We start from the raw sequence: 19,107 nt of genomic DNA, 5'->3' as shown, positions 1-19,107 counted from the left end.
CTTACAGTTGGTAGCGCACGGTGAGGCTGGTCTGGAGCCGCTGCGCCTGCCGGAACGACTCACGCAGGATGCGCCGGTCCAGATGATTGAGCACATCCGGGTCGATGCGATTGGAGTAGGGCAGGTTTTGCCGGTTCTGCTGCTGATGTTGCTGCATGCGGGTTTGCTGGATGAAGTGATAAGCCTCTTCATAGGCCGCACCGTCCAGCGGGTCGATCACCTCTTTGTCGACCAACTGACGCAGCCTGTCCAGCGTGTTGCTCGCCTCGACGCCGTTGGCCAGCGCGAGCAAGCGCGCTCCGTCGACGAACGGCGTCAGGCCTTGGGTTTTAAGGTCCAGGGTGTCCTTCTCGCTGCCTTTTCGGGCGACCACGAAATCCTTGAAGCGGCCCACCGGTGGGCGTTGACGCAGGGCGTTGTCGGCCATCATGCGCTGGAACAAGGCGTTGTCTGCGACCTGGGCAAGAATGCTCTGACGCAATTGATCGCCGCCGCTTTCATCGCCCCAGACCACGCGCAGATCGAAATAGATCGAAGATGACAGCAGGTTCTCCGGCGTGGCTTCGCGAATGAACGAGCCGAATCGCCGCGCCCATTCGATCCGCGACAGGCACAGCTGCGGATTGCTCGCCATGATCCCGCCCTTGCACAAGGCAAATCCGCACACCGCCAGGCTTTGGTTGATCCGCTCGGCGATGGGCAACAGCCGTCCGCGAATCTCGGCGGCTTCGGCGGCGTCCCTGGCTTCGAACAGAATGCCGTTGTCCTGATCGGTGTACAGCGTCTGCTCGCGCCGGCCCTCGCTGCCGAAACACAGCCAGCTGAAAGCGATGCCAGGATCGCCTTTTTCTTCGAGCGTCAGCTCGATGACGCGGCAGACCATGTGATCGTTGAGCAGCGTGATGATCTGGGTGATCTGGGTGGACGAGGCGCCGTGGGCGAGCATTCGGTCCACCAGTTGAACGATGTCGCCGCGCAGGTTAGCCAGCGAATCGATACGCGGCGCGCTGCGGATGGTGCGCGCCAGATGCACCAGATCCACGCGCTGCAGGGAGAACAGGTCGCGCTCGGAGACCACGCCACACAAGCGCTGATCTTTCACCAGACAGACGTGGGCGATATGGCGCTGGGTCATGGCAATGGCCGCATCGAAGGCGCTGGCGTCCGGGCTCAGATAGAACGGCGCCTGAATCATGCTGCGTTCGATGGGCTCGCCGAAGTCGGCGTCGATGTTGGCGACGACCTGGCGCAGATCGCGCAGCGTGAAAATACCCAGCGGCGCTTTGGCCTCGTCCACGATCACGATACTGCCGACTTGCTGCTCGTCCATCTGCCGCACGGCCTCCCGCAGCGGCGTGTCGGGGGAGCACGTCACCGGGTGACGCATCGCCAGTTCACCCAGTCGCGTGTTCAGCGAGTATTGCGTGCCGAGTGTTTCCACCGCCTTCTGCTTTACTTGCTGATTGACCTGGTCAAGCAAGCTGCTGACGCCGCGCAGGGCGAAGTCGCGGAACTCATTTGAGAGCGCAAACAGCTTGATGAAGGCTTGCTTGTTGAGCTGCAGACAGAAAGTGTCTTCGGCCGCCAGATGCTCGGTTCGTGTGGCGCGTTCGCCGAGTAGTGCCGCGAGGGGAAAGCACTCGCCCGTGGTTATTTCGAACGTGGTCTCGGTGCCGCGTTTTGCGGAATGGGGGCGCTCACCCACGACGCGGCCTTGCTTGACGATGTAAAAATGTTCTACTGGCCCATCGCTAGGCTTGATGATGCTCTCGTCTGTAGCGTAGAAACGCAGGTGACACTGTTCCACAAGGTAGGCCAGATGGGCATTTTCCATCTGGTTGAACGGCGGGAATTTTTGCAGGAACTGCATCGTGCCGTGGATGTTCTGCAGAACGGCTGTTTTGCCTGCCTGGGTAAAAGCGTCCGCTTTGCTCATGACCGATACCGCTTGTTTTTATTGACCCCATGGTCGACCGCTTATCGGGCAGTGCCCATTGGACGTAAGTCTTAGGTGACTGCAAAGGCATTGGCTCGCATCGAACCAAGGTGTAAAACCGCAGCGATGCAGTTAGCGCGAGGCCCCAGGGCCGGCATGAAGCCGACAGGATGTGCAGCGTATCAATCGCTTGCGCTGTCAGAATTGGAGTCGACAGGAAGATGAGACGGGTATGTTCGATCACAGTATTTTGAGTGATGAAGAGCGCGAAGCCCTCAATGAGGTAATGCTCGCGCCTGCGTCCCAATCGCCACATCGGGTGTTGATCGTCGATGACGACAAGGATGCTAGGGAAGTTCTGGCCGAAATTCTCAGTCTCAATGACATCAGCTGCATCACCGCCGCCGGCGGCACGAGCGCCATGCACTTGCTGCAGACCCGGCCCTCCATTGCGCTGCTGATCACCGATCTGCGCATGGCGCCGTGCGACGGGCTGGACCTGATTCGAAGGGTGCGCGAATCGGACCGTGCGGAGTTGCCGATCATTATCGTGTCTGGCGACGCCAACGTACGTGACGCCATCGACGCCATGCACCTGAGCGTGGTGGATTTCCTGCTCAAGCCGATCAACACCAAGCAGCTGTTGCGACTGGTGAAGCGGGAGCTGGAAATGGCCTGATAATGCCGTCTCTGGACTGCGTTGCGGCAATAAAAAAGGCGGTGTCCATTTGCGTGGACACCGCCTTTTGTCTGGGCGCTGATTAAGCCCCGTGTTTTGCCTTGAACTCCCGACGGCGACGGTGCAGCACCGGCTCGGTGTAACCGTTCGGCTGCCGTGTGCCTTCGATCACCAGTTCAACCGCTGCCTGAAACGCGATGTTGCTGTCGAAATCCGGTGCCAGGGGGCGATACAGCGCATCACCTGCGTTCTGACGGTCCACCACCGGTGCCATGCGCTTCAGACTTTCCATTACCTGCTGCTCGCTGACCACGCCATGGCGTAGCCAGTTGGCGATGTGCTGGCTGGAAATGCGCAGCGTGGCACGGTCCTCCATCAGGCCGATGTCGTTGATGTCCGGCACCTTCGAGCAGCCAACGCCCTGATCGATCCAGCGCACCACATAACCGAGAATGCCCTGGGAGTTATTATCCAGTTCGTTCTGGATCTCCTCGGCTGTCCAGTCAGTGTTCGGCGCCAATGGAATGGCCAGGATATCGTCGACCGAGGCTGGCGCGCGCCGGGCAAGCTCGGCCTGACGCGCGAACACATCGACCTTGTGGTAATGCAGCGCGTGCAGTGCAGCGGCAGTGGGCGAGGGAACCCACGCGGTATTGGCGCCGGCCAGTGGATGGGCGATTTTCTGTTCAAGCATCGCGGCCATCAAGTCAGGCATCGCCCACATGCCCTTGCCGATCTGCGCGCGCCCTTGCAGGCCGCATTTCAAGCCGATATCGACGTTTGAATTTTCATACGCGCCGATCCACTTTTCCGCCTTCATCTGCGCCTTGCGTACGACAGGGCCGGCTTCCATCGACGTGTGAATCTCGTCACCGGTGCGGTCCAGGAAGCCTGTGTTGATGAACACCACACGCTCGCTCGCCGCCTGAATGCAGGCCTTGAGGTTGATCGTGGTGCGACGCTCTTCGTCCATGATCCCGACTTTCAGCGTGTTGCGCGGCAGGTTCAGCACCGCCTCTATACGCCCGAACAACTCGTTGGTGAACGCCACTTCCTCAGGGCCGTGCATCTTTGGTTTGACGATGTACACCGAGCCCGTGCGGCTGTTGGCGCGGGAGGTATTGCCCTTGAGGTTGTGAATCGCCGCGAGGCTGGTCAGCAGGCCATCAAGAATGCCTTCCGGCACTTCGTTGCCCTGATTGTCGAGGATCGCATCGATGGTCATCAGGTGACCGACGTTGCGCACGAACAGCAGCGAGCGGCCATGCAGCGTGACGGGTTCGCCGGTGGGTGAGGTGTAAACGCGGTCGGGGTTCATGGTACGGGTGAAGCTAGTACCGCCTTTGGCGACTTCTTCGGACAGATCGCCCTTCATCAGCCCCAGCCAGTTGCGGTACACCACGACCTTGTCGTCGGCGTCGACGGCAGCGATGGAGTCTTCGCAATCCATGATGGTGGTCAGCGCCGCTTCCATCAGCACGTCTTTGACACCGGCCGGGTCGGTCTGGCCGACCGGGCTCGTGGCGTCGATCTGGAGTTCGAAGTGCAGACCGTTGTGCTTGAACAGCAGCGCGGTCGGCGCCGACGCGTCGCCCTGGAAGCCGATCAGCTGAGCATCGTCGTGCAGGCCGGTGTTGCTGCCGCCCTTGAGGCTGACGATCAGCATGCCATCGACCAGCTTGTAGGCGGTGGAGTCAACGTGGGAGCCCGCCGCGAGTGGGGCGGCTTCGTCCAGAAAGGCGCGGGCGAAGGCGATGACTTTGTCGCCGCGGACGCGGTTGTAGCCTTTGCCTTTTTCCGCGCCGTCCGCTTCGCTGATGGCGTCGGTGCCGTACAGCGCGTCATACAGCGAGCCCCAGCGGGCATTCGATGCATTGAGCGCGAAACGTGCGTTCATCACCGGCACCACCAACTGGGGGCCGGCCATGCGGGCAATTTCTTCGTCAGCGTTTTGTGTGGTGATCTGGAAGTCTGCCGCTTCTGGCAGCAGATAGCCGATTTCCAGCAGGAACGCCTTGTAGGCGGACGCGTCATGGGCGTTGCCGGCATTGGACTGATGCCAGGCGTCGATACGCGCTTGGAATTCGTCGCGTTTGGCGAGCAGGGCTTTGTTCTTCGGTGCGAGCTCGTGGATGAGCGCATCGGCACCGGCCCAGAATGAAGCGGCGTCGAGGCCGGTTCCGGGAATGGCTTCGTTGTTCACGAAATCCAACAGGACATTGGCGACCCGCAGGCCCCCGACTTGAACGTGTTCAGTCATTGCTTGCCTCACTCTGCTCAGCTATTTGACATCTATGTAGTGCGCGCGAGGCGATACTACATGACGGTTCGCGGCGTGAAAATCCAGACTTGATTTGCAGCGATCGACCGGATTTAGGCAGTCGGTCAGGCACCGGTGTGAGATGTTCTCAAAGAGCGATCAGATTGTTCCAGAAAATTATTCGGATCGTACACAGAAATTCCTGACGCGCTTACACCGCTGCGGGCAGTGCAGACCTGCCTATACTCCCCACAACCACCTCGCAACCCATGAGGCGTGGTATTAAACAGGCCTCAGTTGCTGCACATAAAAGGAGTCGTTTGTGGATCATCTTATCGTCACGGTGTCTGCACCGGACAAGCCAGGCGTAGTCGAGCAGCTCGCCGCATGCATTGCCGATCACGGTGGCAATTGGCTGGAAAGCCGTATGTCACACATGGCCGGGCAGTTCGCCGGGATCCTGCGGGTCAGCGCGCCGGTCGACGCGCATCAGCCCCTGCGCAGCGCGCTGGAAGGGCTCTCGGTAAAAGGCATCCGTGTACTGTTCGCCGAAGTCCTTCCGGAATCCTTGCCGGAGTGGAGGCCCATCACTATGGACCTGGTGGGCAATGATCGATCCGGGATCGTGCGCGACGTCACTCGCGTGCTGACCGAGCAAGGCGTCAACCTGGAGCACTTGGTGACCAGCGTCGAACCCGCGCCCATGAGCAGCGAAACGCTGTTCCGCGCCCATGCCGAGTTGGGATTGCCGATGGACCTTTCACTGGATGTGCTGCAGCAGCGGTTGGAAACCCTGGCGGATGACCTGATGGTGGAACTGCATCTGCCGACCGACGAGTCATCGATGTAACCGCTGCAGGTCCCGATTTTTGACGGGCCTGCAGCGGTCCCTCTTACCTGCTCAGGCCTGGGCGCGTTTGCGCAGCGAGCGCCACGCGTCGACGCTGTAAATGATCAGCCCGGCCCAGATGAAGGCGAAGGTCACCAAGGTTGCCGAAGGCATGTGCTCGTCGTACAGCACCACCGCCAATGCGAGCACGAGCGTCGGCGCGATGTACTGCAGAAAGCCCAGTGTCGCGTAGGGCAGATGCCTCGCTGCAGCGTTGAAACACACCAGCGGCACGAGTGTTACCGGACCGGCCGCCGCCAGCCAGAGCGCCTCGGATGTTGTCCAGAATTCCGGCTGTGCGCTGTGGGCAAGCGGGTTGAACATCAACCAGCCTACGGCCAGCGGCACCAGAATCCAGGTCTCCACCACGAGGCCAGGCAGTGCGGCCACCGGTGCTTTTTTACGAATCAGGCCGTAGAAGCCGAAGGTGAACGCCAGCGCGAGCGACACCCATGGCAGGCTGCCCACTTGCCAGACCTGCTGAAGCACGCCGATCAACGCCAGCATCACCGCGACCCATTGCAAGGGGCGCAGTCTTTCACGCAGCAGCACCATGCCGAGCATCACGTTGATCAGCGGGTTGATGAAGTAGCCCAGGCTGGCTTCGACCATGTGGTTGTTGTTCACGGCCCAGACGTAGATCAGCCAGTTGGCGGCGATCAGCGTGCCGCTGGAGGCGAGAATGGCAAGTCGTTTGGGGTTATCCCGTAGCTCCTGCCACCAGCCGGGGTGTTTCCAGACCAGCAAGAGAAGCGAGCCGGAAATGGCCGACCAGATCGCCCGATTGACGATGATTTCCAGTGAAGGAACGCTGGCCAGCACCTTGAAGTAGATCGGAAACAGTCCCCAGATGATGTAGGCGCTCAGGCCCAGAATGTACCCGCGACACGGGTTGGCAGCTTGCATGAGTGGTCCTTCGGCAAGTTTTTTGTTGTGGTGATGGTTCTATCTTTTTCGTTAACCGAACGTCGCGCAGGCGTGGGACGTGTGGCTGACGTGTAGGAGCGTGGCTTGTCCCGCGATCGGCTGCGCAGCAGTCGTAAACCGGACGATTTAGCCTCGTCTGGTACATCGAGTGTCCGGATTGCTGCCGCTTCGCGCCAGTTCGCGGGACAAGCCATGCTCCTACAGAGTTTTCTCGCGTTCTCAGAACAGCTTCAGCGGTTCCTCGTTCAGCGCGGACAACTGCTCGCGCAGCGCCAGCACTTGATCGCCCCAATAGCGTTCGGTGCCGAACCAGGAAAAGCTGTGGGGGAACGCCGGATCGTCCCAACGACGCGCCAGCCATGCGCTGTAGTGCAGCAGGCGCAGTGCACGCAACGGTTCGATGAGCGCCAGTTCACGGGGATCGAAGTCGTGAAACTCGTTGTAGCCGTCCATCAATTCCGACAACTGACTCAGACAATCCTGACGATCACCCGCGAGCATCATCCAGACATCCTGCACCGCCGGGCCCATGCGGCAGTCGTCGAGATCGACGATGTGGAAGATGTCGTCGCGGGTCATCATGTTGCCGGGGTGGCAATCGCCGTGCATGCGGATGTTCTGATGGGGTGTGGCGGCGTAGACATCTTCCACGCGCTTGAGCAGGTCCTTGGCAACGGACTCATAGGCCGGCAGCAGGCTGCGCGGAATCACGTTGTTGTCCAGCAGGTAGTTCAGCGAGTTGTGGCCGAAGTTCTGCACGCCAAGGGCTTCGCGGTGCTGGAACGGGCGCGTGGCGCCTACGGCATGGATGCGGCCCAGCAACTGGCCAAGACGGTAGAGCTGCTCGAGATTGCCGGGCTCTGGCGCGCGGCCGCCACGACGGGGGAAGAGGGTGAAACGGAAGCCGGCATGCTCGAACAGGGTCTGGCCGTTGTGCACGAGGGGCGCGACGACGGGAATTTCGACGTCGGCAAGTTCAGCGGTGAAGCTGTGTTCTTCGAGAATGGCGTCGTTGGTCCAGCGATCAGGCCGATAGAACTTGGCGATCAATGGCTGCTGTTCATCGATGCCAACCTGGTAGACGCGGTTTTCGTAGCTGTTGAGGGCGAGAATACGGGCGTCGGTGACAAAGCCGATGCTCTCGACGGCGTCCAGCACCAGGTCAGGTGTAAGTGTTGCGAACGGGTGGGCCATGCTAACTCCTGCGCGCAGCAGGCTGCCGCGTCGGGCCAGTCATGGTAACTCAGGCGTGTTACACCTGACACAGCGCGTTACGCCCGGTGCCTCTGATTCACTGGATTCCCCATCCCTCCGATTGCACCCTTTCCGGGATGGGGAAGCGCTCGCGTCAGGCGCCGATCACGCCGCCATCCTCACGCGTGATCACCATCACCGAGGATCTCGGCTTGCCATTCGGCAGGTGCTCGGGGAAGGTCGAGCCGCCGTTTTCGCCGGGGTGCTGAATGCCGACGAACAGCGCTTTCTGGTCGGGCGCGAAGCTGATGCCGGTCACTTCACACCCCACCGGCCCGACCATGAATCGACGGATCTCGCCGCTGGCGGGGTCAGCGCACAGCATCTGGTTATTGCCCATCCCCGCGAAGTCGCCCGCATTGGTGGAGTCGCCATCCGTCAGAATCCACAGCCGCCCGGCCATGTCGAAACCCAGGCCATCCGGGCTGTTGAACATGTTCTGCGGGTTGATGTTGCTTGATCCCCCTTGGGGCGTTCCTGCATGCACACCCGGGTTGCCAGCGACGACAAACAAGTCCCACGCAAACTCCATCGCTGCTGCGTCCGACCCTGTTTCCTGCCAGCGCAGAATCTGCCCGTACTGATTTTTCGCGCGGGGATTCGGCCCGCCCACTGGCTGCCCGTCATCGCCGCGCTTGATGTTGTTGGTCAGCGTGCAATAGACCTGGCCGTCCTTGGGACTGACGACGATCCACTCGGGCCGGTCCATGCGCGTCGCTTTCACCTGACTTGCCGCCAGCCGTGCATGAATCAGCACTTCGGCCTGATTGGCAAAACCGCTGGCCGCATCGATGCCGTTTTTGCCATGGCTCAGCTCAATCCATTTGCCCTGGCCTTTCGGGTGGTCGGGGTTGCTGTCGCCCGCGTCGAACTGCGCCACGTACAGCGTGCCGTGGTCGAGGATGTCGCGGTTGGCCTTAAGGTTCTTGTGATCGACCTTGTCCCGGCTGATGAATTTGTAGATGAACTCGCCGCGCTCATCGTCGCCCATGTACACCACGACGCGGCCGTCTTTGGTTTCGGTCAGCGCAGCGTTTTCATGCTTGAAGCGGCCCAGCGCGGTGCGTTTGACTGGCGTGGATTTCGGGTCGAACGGGTCGATCTCTACCACCCAGCCATGACGATTGGGTTCGTTGGGGTTTTTGGCGACGTCGAAGCGCGGGTCGTGCAGGTGCCAGTTCACTTCCTTGCTGGCAGCCGTGACGCCATAGCGTTTGGTTGCGGCGTCGAAAATCTGTGCCGGATCGCTGCTGCCGAAACAGTCGGTGAAGTTCTCTTCGCACGTCAGGTAGGTGCCCCACGGCGTCTTGCCATTGGCGCAGTTCTGGAACGTCCCGAGTGCGTTTTTGCCGGTCTTGTCGGCGGCGGTCTTCAACCACTCATGGCCGGCAGCCGGGCCGCTCAGGTGAATCGGCGTGTTGCCGTGGATGCGCCGGTTGTAGTTGGAGCCTTGCACGAACGCCCACTGCTGACCTTCGCGCTTGACCTCAATCACCGAAACGCCTTCGCTGGCCTGAGCCTTGTGCACGTCTTCGGCAGACTGCGGGTCTTTGCCGTGATCGAAGAGGTAGCGGTAGTTGGTGTATTCGTTATTGATCGCCATCAGGGCGCGGCTGGCCGTCTCCGGCGTGTCGCCGGGAAAGGTGAACAGGCTCATGCCGTCATTGTTGTCGCCGAATTGCAGTTCCTGCATCTTCGCGGTGCCTTTGCCGCTGGGGTCAAACGCCGGGCCGTTGGTTTGCAGCGGATGGCCCCAACTGATCAGGACCGAGGAGCGATAACCCGGCGGCAGACTGATGCTGTCGGCGGTGGAGGAGGGGATGCTGTCGAAGCCGAGCAGCGTGCCGTTGGCAGCGCTGACACTGGCGGCCATCACGCTGCGGCTGAGCAGGTTGCCGCCCAGGAACATAGCCGCGCCGCACAGGGCGCCCGCGCTGATGAACCCGCGTCGGGTCAGGCCAACCATGTTTTCGAGGTCGGTGGATTGGTTATCTTTTAATAGCGTCATCACGGGCTCCCTGCGGTTTAGGGCAAAACCCTATGCAGTTCGGATGACGTTATTGTGTCGGTCAGATGACGAGTCGGGCTTCGGTGTTTCGTGCAAGCGGCGCTTACAGCGGCGTGCCGAGCAGAATATTGGAGGGCGCAAACTGAACCTTCACAGCGCCGCCGGCCTTGAGCTGCAAGGCATGCAGCCGGTCCGCGTCGACCACTGCGCAAAGGATCTGATGGCTGGGGAGGACGATTTTGACCTCGCTCGGGCCGTCATCGGCGGCGAGAATTTCCTCGATTTTACCGGTGAGGCAATTGTGTCCGGTTGTTTCAGATTGGTCGGGCGTCAGTAGCTCCAGCCAGCCGGCCTTAATCAAGGCGAACACATCCGTGCCGATTTCGAGCCCCAGTCGCAAGGTGCTGTCGTGGGTGATCTGCGCCTCGATCGACAAACCGCCCGCGAGCTGCAACATGATCATGTCGTTGCGGCCTTGGGAGCGGACGCCGCTGACCTGACCATGTAGCTGATTACGCGCGCTGGTGCGCAGCATCAGGCGGCTGAGCAAGGCGAGGTCATCGGATTCCTCCGACGTTTCCAGCAGTTGGGTCTGCAACGCTTGCAAGCGCTGATAAAGCCGCAGCACGCGCTCGCCTTCGGCGGACAATTTGGCGCCGCCACCCCCTCGACCGCCGACGCTGCGCTCGACCAGCGGTTTTTGCGCCAGATTGTTCAGCTCATCGATGGCGTCCCATGTCGCCTTGTAACTCAGCCCGGCGCTCTTCGCCGCGCGGGTAATCGAACCCTGCTCGGCAATGTGCTGCAACAGCGCGATGCGGTGAGGGCGACGAACCATGTGCTGGGTGAGGGAGGGCGGTAGGGACATAAGAGTCGGATGCACTGAAAGTGATGACGCCGGAGTGTAAGCCAAAATGCCTCGCGCCCAAATGCTGCGAAGTTTTAACGTCTCGGCCGATCAGTCACCAGGTTTTGGCGTTCTTGCCAGGCAATACACATCCACCGATTGGGCGCCGGCTTTGAGCAACAGTTCTGCCAGTGCGTTGGCCGTCGAGCCGGTGGTGAGTACGTCATCAATCAGCGCGAGGTGCTTGCCGATGATCGCCGTGGCGTCCTTCAGTGCAAACGCGGACGCCAGATTGCGCTTTCTGGCTTTTGCATCCAGACCCTGCTGTGAAGGTGTTTCTTTCACGCGGCGGATCACGCGCTCTTCAACAGGCAGTCCCAGTCGAGCACCGAGCCAGTTCGCCAACATCGCTGCCTGATTGAAGCCGCGCTGACGCAGTCGTTTTTTGGCGAGTGGCACCGGGATAAGACAGTCGGGTCGGCGCAGGCCATCATTAAAGCGATGCTGCAGGGTCTCGCCCAACAGCTCCGCCAGCAGTCGCCCAAGTGGCCATTTCCCTTGATGCTTGAAGCGCGTGACCAGCGCGTCGATCGGGAAGTCGTACAGCCACGGAGCGATGACTTCATTAAAGGCGGGAGGGTGGCGATTGCAGGCGCCGCAGGTGAGGCCGGACATCGGCATGGGCAGTGCGCAGCGATCGCACTGGTCAATCAGCCACGGGAGCTCGCGCTCACAGGGCACGCAGATCGGGGTGCTTGAATCAGTTGTTTCATCGCACAACAAACACGTCTGTACGTTTTCTAACCAGATGTAAACCTTGTGCCCGTTATATGGTTGACAGCGCATGTTGCTTCCTTAAATATGCCGAACATCCGTGTTGCGCCTGTGGGCTTTCCGGTTTTGCCGCTGGGCGAAGCCGCCCGGGTCATCGTCCAGAAAACATCAAGGAGCCGCCCATGAGCGCCAGCATCAATGCCAACCTGCGTCACGACTGGAATCTAGCCGAGGTCAAGGCGCTGTTCACACAGCCATTCAATGACCTGCTGTTTCAGGCGCAAACCGTGCACCGCGCTCACTTTGACGCCAACCGCGTGCAAGTCTCGACCCTGCTGTCGATCAAAACCGGCGCGTGCCCGGAAGACTGCAAGTACTGCCCGCAATCGGGCCACTACAACACCGGTCTGGAAAAAGAAAAGCTGATGCAGGTCCAGCAAGTGCTGGAAGAAGCCGCACGCGCCAAGGCCATTGGTTCGACCCGTTTCTGCATGGGCGCGGCATGGAAGCACCCGTCGGCCAAAGACATGCCCTACGTGCTGGAGATGGTCAAAGGCGTCAAGGCCATGGGCCTGGAAACCTGCATGACCCTCGGCAAGCTGGATCAGGACCAGACCCGGGCGCTGGCCGACGCTGGCCTCGATTACTACAACCACAACCTCGACACGTCGCCGGATTTCTACACCAGCATCATCACCACCCGCACCTACAGCGATCGTCTGCAGACCTTGGCGTACGTGCGTGATTCAGGGATGAAGATCTGCTCCGGCGGCATTCTGGGCATGGGCGAATCCCTGGACGACCGCGCCAATCTGCTGATCCAGCTCGCCAATCTGCCGGAGCATCCGGAGTCCGTGCCGATCAACATGCTGGTGAAAGTCGCCGGCACGCCGCTGGAAAACGCCGAGGATATCGATCCGTTTGATTTCATCCGCATGCTGGCTGTCGCGCGCATCCTGATGCCGCAGTCCCACGTGCGCCTGTCCGCCGGCCGCGAAGCCATGAATGACCAGATGCAGGCCCTGGCGTTCTTCGCTGGCGCCAACTCGATCTTCTACGGCGACAAACTGCTGACCACTGCCAACCCGCAGTCCGACAAGGACATGCAGCTGTTCTCGCGTCTGGGCATCCAGCCTGAAGCGCGCGAAGAGCACTCGGACGAGGTGCATCAGGCCGCTATCGAGCAGGCGCTGATCGAGCAGAAAAGCAGCGAGCTGTTTTACGACGCGGCGGTTTGAGCTTCCATAGTGGCTTGACTCGAGGCCTGCATGTCTTTTGATCTGAACGCACGTCTCGCTGCCCGTCGTGCCGAGCACCTTTATCGTCAGCGGCCCCTGCTGCAAAGCCCGCAGGGGCCTGAAGTGATTGTCGACGGCAAGCCGCTGCTGGCGTTCTGCAACAACGATTACATGGGGCTCGCGAGTCATCCCGAGGTCGTCGCGGCGTGGCAAGCCGGCGCCGAGCGTTGGGGCGTCGGCGGTGGCGCTTCGCATTTGGTGATTGGCCACAGCACGCCCCATCACGCGCTCGAAGAAGCCCTCGCCGAGTTCACCGGACGGCCCCGCGCGCTGTTGTTTTCCAACGGCTACATGGCCAATCTCGGAACGGTCACCGCGTTGGTGGGGCAGGGCGACACGGTGCTGGAAGATCGTCTCAATCACGCTTCGTTGCTCGACGCCGGCCTGCTCAGCGGTGCGCGTTTTTCCCGCTACCTGCACAACAATTGCGACAGCCTCGCCGGCCGATTGGACAAGGCGGTCGGAGAGACGCTGGTGGTCACCGACGGTGTGTTCAGCATGGACGGCGACGTCGCTGACCTGCCCGCGCTGGCCAAGGCGGCGAAAGCCAAAAACGCCTGGCTAATGGTCGACGATGCCCACGGCTTCGGCCCGCTGGGGGCGAACGGTGCAGGCATTGTCGAGCACTTCGGCCTCGGCATCGATGAGGTCCCTGTGCTGATCGGCACGCTGGGTAAATCCTTCGGCACGGCTGGCGCGTTCGTTGCGGGCAGCGAAGAACTGATCGAAACGCTGATCCAGTTTGCCCGCCCCTACATCTACACCACCAGTCAGCCGCCGGCGCTGGCGTGCGCGACGCTGAAAAGCCTCGAACTGCTGCGCACCGAACACTGGCGGCGTGAGCACCTGGCGGCACTCATCAAACAGTTTCGCGCCGGCGCTCAAGCCCTCGGCCTGGAGCTGATGGACAGTTTCACGCCCATTCAGCCGATCCTGATTGGCGACAGCGGGCGCGCGTTGCGGCTGTCGCAGTTGCTGCGAGAACGGGGCGTGATGGTCACCGCCATTCGGCCACCAACGGTGCCTGCGGGCAGCGCGCGTCTACGCGTGACATTGTCTGCCGCCCACAGCGAAGCACAGGTGCAGCTATTGTTGCAGGCACTGGAGCAGTGTTATCCGCTGCTGGGCGTAGACGAATCTTCGGAGCTGGGCCATGCGTGATCAGTTGATCCTGTTGCCGGGCTGGGGCCTCGGCGTCTCGCCCCTTGAACCGCTGGCTGCAGCGCTGCGAGGGCTCGACGAACATTTGCGGGTGGTGATCGAACCCTTGCCGGACATGGACACCGACAACCTCGACGAATGGCTCGATGAGCTGGATTCGACGTTGCCCGACAACGCCTGGCTGGGCGGTTGGTCGCTGGGCGGCATGCTGGCCGCCGAACTGGCCGCGCGCCGGGGCGAGCGCTGCTGCGGACTGGCGACGTTCGCCAGCAACGCCTGCTTCGTGGCCCGCAGCGAGTGGCCCAACGCGATGCCGCAAACGGATTTCGATGCGTTCATTGCCGGTTGCAAAGCCGATCTGGACGCAACGCTCAAGCGCTTCAGTCTGCTGTGCGTGCAAGGGGCCGAGGAGCCGCGCGCGCTGTCGAGACAGCTCAAAGCCTGCGCGCCCCACGGCACCAGCGCCGGTTTGATCGAAGGCCTCAAGCTGCTGGAACAAATGGACACGCGCAGAGCGCTGCAAGGGTTTCGCGGCCCTCAATTGCACCTGTTCGGTGGCCTGGATGCGTTGGTGCCGGCAGAAGCGTCGGCGGACCTGCTGACCCTCCAGCCTGACATCGAAGTCGGCGTGATTGAGCAGGCCAGTCATGCCTTCATTCTGGAAAACCCGCACGGCGTCGCCGCTGCAGTTCATGCGTTTTTACACGAGTCCGGTGATGACTGATCTTTCCCACTGCGCGGTGCTGAAGGCCGTGAAACAGCAACAGGCATCCGGGCAGCAGGCGCTGCCGGACAAGCGTCAAGTGGCGGCGTCCTTCTCCAGGGCGGCGACCAGCTACGACAGCGTGGCCGATTTGCAGCGCGCCGTTGGTACCGAACTGATGACGCGACTGCCTGATCTGGCACCGTCCCGCTGGCTGGATCTGGGCAGCGGCACCGGTTGTTTCAGCCGCGCGCTGACGCAGACGTTTCCGCACAGCGAAGGCATTGCGCTCGACCTTGCCGAAGGCATGCTGCGCTATGCACGGCCTTCAGGGGGTGCCGCGCATTATGTGGCAGGCGACGCGGAGAACGTGCCGCTGCGTGACGCGAGCGTCGATCTGATGTTCTCCAGCCTGGCAGTGCAATGGTGCCCGGATTTTTCTGCAGTGCTGAGCGAAGCGGGTCGGGTGCTGAAACCGGGCGGCGTGTTCGCTTTTGCCAGCCTCTGCGTCGGGACGCTGTTTGAGCTGCGCGACAGCTGGCAGGCGGTGGACGGCATGGTCCACGTCAATCGTTTCCGCGAGCGGGAAGAGTATCAACGCCTCTGCGCCGCCAGTGGTTTGAACGTGCGCAGCCTCGAAGTCCTGCCCCACGTGTTGCACTATCCCGACGTGCGCAGCCTGACCCACGAACTCAAAGCACTGGGCGCGCACAACATCAATCCGGGTCGTCCGGGAGGCCTGACCGGCCGTGCGCGAATTCAGGCTTTGATGGAGGCGTACGAAAGGTTTCGTCAGGAAAAAGGCCTGCCCGCCACGTATCAGGTGGTGTACGCCATCCTGACTAAACCCGGCATTGATTAAAGAATGATCATTTAGTCGGCGTTTTTCACACGAACGCTATAGTAAGCAGGGAATAGTTTGAAATATCTGAACGGATGGTCGCCACGATGAGCGCTGCGTATTTCATCACGGGAACCGACACCGACGTCGGCAAGACCACCATCGCCACGGGGCTTCTTTACGCGGCGCGGCAGTCGGGGTTGAGCACGGCGGCGGGCAAGCCGGTGGCTTCCGGTTGTGACGTTAAACCCAAGGGGTTGCGCAACTCGGACGCCGTCGCCTTGCGTGCCGAGTGCTCTATCCAGCTGACCTACAACGAGGTCAATCCGGTGGCCTTCGAGCCGGCAATCGCGCCCCATCTGGCCGCGCGGGAAGCGGGAGTCGCCCTGACTGTGCAGTCCCTGCTCGGGCCGATGCAGCACATCCTCGCCAGGCAGGCTGATTTCACGCTAATCGAAGGCGCCGGCGGCTGGCGTGTTCCCTTGGCCGATCAAGCCAATCTGTCCGATCTGGCCATCGCGCTGAAGCTGCCGGTGATTCTCGTGGTGGGCGTGCGCCTGGGCTGTATCAGCCATGCGTTGCTGTCAGCCGAAGCGATCGCCAACGACGGTCTGCAACTGGCGGGCTGGGTGGCGAATATTATTGATCCCAAAACGTCACGGCTTGAAGAGAACCTCGCCACGCTGGCAGAGCGTCTGCCGGCGCCGTGCTTGGGCCGCGTGCCGTTCATGAAGAAGGCAACTGCGGAAATGATTGCCGAGCATCTGCATCTGGAACTGCTGGACTAGCGGGCGAGGTGCCGCTGAGTGTGAGGCCCGTAACAAGGCGCAATGCCACTAGTCGCTTTGCGAAGTAATCCAGGCGCTTTGCTGCTTTAATCGCTGTGTTCGCTATGAACAGAGGATCGTGCTCATGCAAATCTCACTGAACAACACGCTGTACCCGGGCCTCAGCGCCATGCAGGTCGGGCAGAACCGTGTCGATCAGGCTGCGACGCAACTGGCCAGCCCCGCGACCGAGGTGTCAGGGCGCAGTCAGTCTTCGGATTTCCAGCTTGAGCGTCTGCGCTCTGTCGATCGTCCGCAACGTTCCGACATGGCCACCAATGTGGTGGAACTGACCCAAGGCCGGATTCAAGTCCAGGCAGGCGTCAAAGTTGAAAAAGCCAGCGATGAAATGCTCGGCACGCTGATCGACACCTTCGCCTGATTCTCCTCGCTTCGTGCGCTGCGGCGCACGTTGCTGGATGCTACGCCTCTCCTGAATAACACCTCATTCACGTGCCCATTCTCCGGGCGCCTTCGCGTTTTTTATCACGACGTTTTCTAGACTCAACGCTGCGGTCTCAACCGCCTGGCGTCGCAACCGCGCGCCTGCGGTTTGCCCGCGTCAGGTGATGAAAGGTGCCGGGCGTCGCTTGACAAGGTATAGGCGTAAACGTATGTTTCAAACACCTGTTTGATCGCCGCGTGATCCCAAATGCCGGCGCCGGGGCAACGCCCCACAGTGACCACACGGTCATCCAATTCCAGGATTCACCAGCAGAGGTTTATCGCTATGCCTGACTACAAGGCCCCCTTGCGTGATATTCGCTTCGTCCGTGACGAGCTGCTCGGCTACGAAGCGCACTATCAGAGTCTGCCAGCATGCCAGGACGCCACGCCTGACATGGTTGACGCCATTCTCGAGGAAGGCGCCAAGTTTTGTGAGCAGGTCCTGGCCCCGCTGAACCGTGTGGGTGACACCGAAGGCTGTACCTGGAGCGAGTCCGGCGTAAAAACGCCGACCGGTTTCAAGGAAGCCTACAAACAGTTCGTCGAAGGCGGCTGGCCGAGCCTGGCCCACGACGTCGCTCATGGCGGTCAGGGTCTGCCCGAGTCGCTGGGTCTGGCGGTCAGTGAAATGGTCGGCGAAGCCAACTGGTCGTGGGGCATGTACCCAGGCCTGTCGCACGGTGCGATGAACACCATCTCCGAGCACGGCACCCCTGAGCAGCAGGACGCTTACCTGACCAAACTGGTTTCCGGCGAGTGGACCGGCACCATGTGCCTGACCGAACCTCACTGCGGTACCGACCTGGGCATGCTGCGCACCAAGGCCGAGCCTCAGGCTGACGGTTCGTACAAAGTATCCGGTACCAAGATCTTCATTTCCGCTGGCGAACACGACATGGCCGATAACATCGTCCACATCGTGCTGGCCCGCCTGCCCGATGCGCCTGCCGGCACCAAAGGCATTTCCCTGTTCATCGTGCCGAAGTTCGTGCCGGCCGCTGATGGCAGCGTCGGCGAGCGCAACGCAGTCAACTGCGGCTCGCTCGAACACAAGATGGGCATTCACGGCAACGCCACCTGCGTGATGAACTTCGACGGGGCAACCGGTTTCCTGATCGGCCCGCCGAACAAAGGCCTGAACTGCATGTTCACGTTCATGAACACCGCACGTCTGGGCACGGCGCTGCAAGGTCTGGCCCACGCCGAGATCGGTTTCCAGGGAGGCCTGAAATACGCCCGTGAGCGTCTGCAGATGCGTTCCCTGACTGGCCCGAAAGCGCCGGAGAAAGCCGCTGACCCGATCATCGTTCACCCTGACGTACGTCGCATGCTGCTGACCATGAAGGCCTTCGCCGAGGGGACTCGCGCGATGGTGTACTTCACCGCCAAGCAGGTCGACATCGCCAAGTACAGCGACGACGCCGAAGCCAAGAAGCAAGCTGACGGCCTGCTGGCCTTCATGACGCCGATCGCCAAGGCGTTCATGACCGAAGTCGGTTTTGAATCTGCCAACCACGGCGTGCAGGTCTACGGCGGCCACGGCTTCATCGCCGAGTGGGGCATGGAGCAGAACGTTCGCGACGCCCGTATCGCCATGCTGTACGAAGGCACCACGGGTATTCAGGCGCTCGACCTGCTGGGTCGTAAAGTGCTGATGACTCAGGGCGAGGCGCTCAAGGGCTTCACCAAGATCGTCCACAAGTTCTGCCAGTCGCAGGAAGGCAATGAAGCGATCAGCGAATTCGTGGCGCCGCTCGCTGCGCTGAATAAGGAGTGGGGTGAGCTGACCATGAAGGTCGGTATGGCGGCCATGAAAGACCGTGAAGAAGTCGGCGCCGCATCGGTGGACTACCTGATGTATTCCGGTTATGCCTGCCTGGCGTATTTCTGGGCTGACATGGCCCGTGTTGCAGCCGAGAAACTCGCGTCTGGCACCGGCGAAGAAGCCTTTTACACCGCCAAGCTGCAGACGGCGCGCTTCTACTTCCAGCGCATCCTGCCGCGCACTCGCACTCACGTGGCAACCATGCTGTCGGGCGCGAGCAACCTGATGGACATGAACGAAGAACACTTCGGTCTGGCTTACTAAGTCAGCCCAAGCGTTTCCCTCAAGCCGCTTGCCCCCAGGGGCAAGCGGCTTTTTTGTGCCTGGCTGATTTTTGTATCAGGGCCACGCACATTCTCTCTCATCCTATGCATGACGCGGCCGATACAGGCACAATGCCATTTAATCAGCGCTCACATCGTTCGGTGAGG

Annotated in this window: 16 protein-coding genes; 9 read left to right on the top strand and 7 right to left on the bottom strand. The window is 61.1% G+C overall.

What is annotated here, in order from left to right; all coding sequences use genetic code 11:
• Position 1 precedes the first annotated feature (1 nt).
• Complete coding sequence (locus SLW75_RS19720; RefSeq protein WP_410935227.1) at positions 2 to 1,936, bottom strand: putative nucleotidyltransferase substrate binding domain-containing protein; 1,935 nt, start codon at positions 1,934 to 1,936, stop codon at positions 2 to 4.
• A 232-nt stretch (positions 1,937 to 2,168) separates the two neighbouring features.
• Here SLW75_RS19720 and SLW75_RS19715 point away from each other — a divergent pair, with 232 nt between their 5' ends.
• Entirely contained in the window at positions 2,169 to 2,615 is a 447-nt protein-coding gene (locus SLW75_RS19715) for a response regulator (RefSeq protein WP_065991292.1), read from the top strand.
• Positions 2,616 to 2,697: 82 nt separating this feature from the next.
• Here the strand turns inward: SLW75_RS19715 and SLW75_RS19710 are convergent, their stop codons facing one another.
• Positions 2,698 to 4,875 (bottom strand): malate synthase G, encoded by a 2,178-nt coding sequence (locus SLW75_RS19710; RefSeq protein ID WP_410935226.1) that lies wholly within the window; start codon positions 4,873 to 4,875, stop codon positions 2,698 to 2,700.
• Between the two features lie 322 nt (positions 4,876 to 5,197).
• On the opposite strand from SLW75_RS19710, the gene SLW75_RS19705 reads away from it, so the two are divergent.
• Positions 5,198 to 5,725: a glycine cleavage system protein R gene (locus SLW75_RS19705; protein WP_065991294.1), complete on the top strand. Its 528-nt coding sequence runs from the start codon at positions 5,198 to 5,200 to the stop codon at positions 5,723 to 5,725.
• Between the two features lie 51 nt (positions 5,726 to 5,776).
• Here SLW75_RS19705 and rarD read toward each other — a convergent pair whose 3' ends face one another.
• The 5 genes from rarD to SLW75_RS19680 all read right to left on the bottom strand — a co-directional run bounded on the left by rarD (position 5,777) and on the right by SLW75_RS19680 (position 11,646).
• A complete protein-coding gene (gene rarD, locus SLW75_RS19700; RefSeq protein WP_410935225.1) occupies positions 5,777 to 6,670 on the bottom strand; it encodes an EamA family transporter RarD in 894 nt (297 codons plus the stop codon).
• A gap of 240 nt (positions 6,671 to 6,910) precedes the next feature.
• The gene (locus SLW75_RS19695) at positions 6,911 to 7,885 is read right to left on the bottom strand and encodes a serine/threonine protein kinase (protein WP_065991296.1); all 975 of its coding nucleotides are present in this window, start codon (positions 7,883 to 7,885) and stop codon (positions 6,911 to 6,913) included.
• Positions 7,886 to 8,039: 154 nt separating this feature from the next.
• Positions 8,040 to 9,953: a PhoX family protein gene (locus tag SLW75_RS19690; RefSeq protein ID WP_410935224.1), complete on the bottom strand. Its 1,914-nt coding sequence runs from the start codon at positions 9,951 to 9,953 to the stop codon at positions 8,040 to 8,042.
• Positions 9,954 to 10,056: 103 nt separating this feature from the next.
• Positions 10,057 to 10,821, bottom strand: coding sequence for a TOBE domain-containing protein (locus tag SLW75_RS19685; RefSeq protein WP_410935223.1), 765 nt, complete (start codon positions 10,819 to 10,821; stop codon positions 10,057 to 10,059).
• Between the two features lie 90 nt (positions 10,822 to 10,911).
• Positions 10,912 to 11,646: a phosphoribosyltransferase family protein gene (locus SLW75_RS19680; protein WP_410935222.1), complete on the bottom strand. Its 735-nt coding sequence runs from the start codon at positions 11,644 to 11,646 to the stop codon at positions 10,912 to 10,914.
• A gap of 110 nt (positions 11,647 to 11,756) precedes the next feature.
• Between SLW75_RS19680 and bioB the strand changes: the two genes are divergently transcribed.
• From bioB to SLW75_RS19645, 7 genes are all read left to right on the top strand, one after another.
• Positions 11,757 to 12,812: a biotin synthase BioB gene (bioB, locus tag SLW75_RS19675; protein ID WP_065991300.1), complete on the top strand. Its 1,056-nt coding sequence runs from the start codon at positions 11,757 to 11,759 to the stop codon at positions 12,810 to 12,812.
• 30 nt (positions 12,813 to 12,842) lie between these two features.
• Positions 12,843 to 14,033, top strand: a complete 1,191-nt coding sequence (bioF, locus tag SLW75_RS19670) for an 8-amino-7-oxononanoate synthase (RefSeq protein WP_410935221.1) — start codon at positions 12,843 to 12,845, stop codon at positions 14,031 to 14,033.
• Entirely contained in the window at positions 14,026 to 14,757 is a 732-nt protein-coding gene (locus SLW75_RS19665; protein ID WP_410935220.1) for an alpha/beta fold hydrolase, read from the top strand. Before bioF ends, SLW75_RS19665 begins: the two co-directional genes overlap by 8 nt.
• Positions 14,750 to 15,598, top strand: a complete 849-nt coding sequence (gene bioC / locus SLW75_RS19660) for a malonyl-ACP O-methyltransferase BioC (RefSeq protein ID WP_410935219.1) — start codon at positions 14,750 to 14,752, stop codon at positions 15,596 to 15,598. The genes SLW75_RS19665 and bioC overlap by 8 nt, the downstream gene beginning before the upstream one ends.
• A gap of 86 nt (positions 15,599 to 15,684) precedes the next feature.
• Complete coding sequence (gene bioD, locus SLW75_RS19655) at positions 15,685 to 16,365, top strand: dethiobiotin synthase (RefSeq protein ID WP_410935218.1); 681 nt, start codon at positions 15,685 to 15,687, stop codon at positions 16,363 to 16,365.
• A gap of 124 nt (positions 16,366 to 16,489) precedes the next feature.
• Positions 16,490 to 16,786, top strand: coding sequence for a pyrroloquinoline quinone biosynthesis protein PqqE (locus tag SLW75_RS19650; RefSeq protein ID WP_065991303.1), 297 nt, complete (start codon positions 16,490 to 16,492; stop codon positions 16,784 to 16,786).
• 348 nt (positions 16,787 to 17,134) lie between these two features.
• The gene (locus SLW75_RS19645) at positions 17,135 to 18,940 is read left to right on the top strand and encodes a phenylacyl-CoA dehydrogenase (RefSeq protein WP_192134928.1); all 1,806 of its coding nucleotides are present in this window, start codon (positions 17,135 to 17,137) and stop codon (positions 18,938 to 18,940) included.
• Positions 18,941 to 19,107 lie beyond the last annotated feature (167 nt).

It is taken from the genome of Pseudomonas sp. W5-01 (genome assembly GCF_046540435.1).
GTDB lineage: Bacteria > Pseudomonadota > Gammaproteobacteria > Pseudomonadales > Pseudomonadaceae > Aquipseudomonas > Aquipseudomonas graminis_B.
The sequence above is the reverse complement of the archived record's forward strand: the minus strand, read 5'-3'. Positions and strand labels throughout refer to the sequence as shown.

Coding starts and splice junctions, on each gene's coding strand:
- SLW75_RS19720 (WP_410935227.1), bottom strand. CDS start 1,936: ATGAGCAAAGCGGACGCTTTTACCCAGGCAGGCAAAACAGCCGTTCTG.
- SLW75_RS19715 (WP_065991292.1), top strand. CDS start 2,169: ATGTTCGATCACAGTATTTTGAGTGATGAAGAGCGCGAAGCCCTCAAT.
- SLW75_RS19710 (WP_410935226.1), bottom strand. CDS start 4,875: ATGACTGAACACGTTCAAGTCGGGGGCCTGCGGGTCGCCAATGTCCTG.
- rarD (WP_410935225.1), bottom strand. CDS start 6,670: ATGCAAGCTGCCAACCCGTGTCGCGGGTACATTCTGGGCCTGAGCGCC.
- SLW75_RS19695 (WP_065991296.1), bottom strand. CDS start 7,885: ATGGCCCACCCGTTCGCAACACTTACACCTGACCTGGTGCTGGACGCC.
- SLW75_RS19690 (WP_410935224.1), bottom strand. CDS start 9,953: ATGACGCTATTAAAAGATAACCAATCCACCGACCTCGAAAACATGGTT.
- SLW75_RS19685 (WP_410935223.1), bottom strand. CDS start 10,821: ATGTCCCTACCGCCCTCCCTCACCCAGCACATGGTTCGTCGCCCTCAC.
- SLW75_RS19680 (WP_410935222.1), bottom strand. CDS start 11,646: ATGCGCTGTCAACCATATAACGGGCACAAGGTTTACATCTGGTTAGAA.
- bioB (WP_065991300.1), top strand. CDS start 11,757: ATGAGCGCCAGCATCAATGCCAACCTGCGTCACGACTGGAATCTAGCC.
- bioF (WP_410935221.1), top strand. CDS start 12,843: ATGTCTTTTGATCTGAACGCACGTCTCGCTGCCCGTCGTGCCGAGCAC.
- SLW75_RS19665 (WP_410935220.1), top strand. CDS start 14,026: ATGCGTGATCAGTTGATCCTGTTGCCGGGCTGGGGCCTCGGCGTCTCG.
- bioC (WP_410935219.1), top strand. CDS start 14,750: ATGACTGATCTTTCCCACTGCGCGGTGCTGAAGGCCGTGAAACAGCAA.
- bioD (WP_410935218.1), top strand. CDS start 15,685: ATGAGCGCTGCGTATTTCATCACGGGAACCGACACCGACGTCGGCAAG.
- SLW75_RS19650 (WP_065991303.1), top strand. CDS start 16,490: ATGCAAATCTCACTGAACAACACGCTGTACCCGGGCCTCAGCGCCATG.
- SLW75_RS19645 (WP_192134928.1), top strand. CDS start 17,135: ATGCCTGACTACAAGGCCCCCTTGCGTGATATTCGCTTCGTCCGTGAC.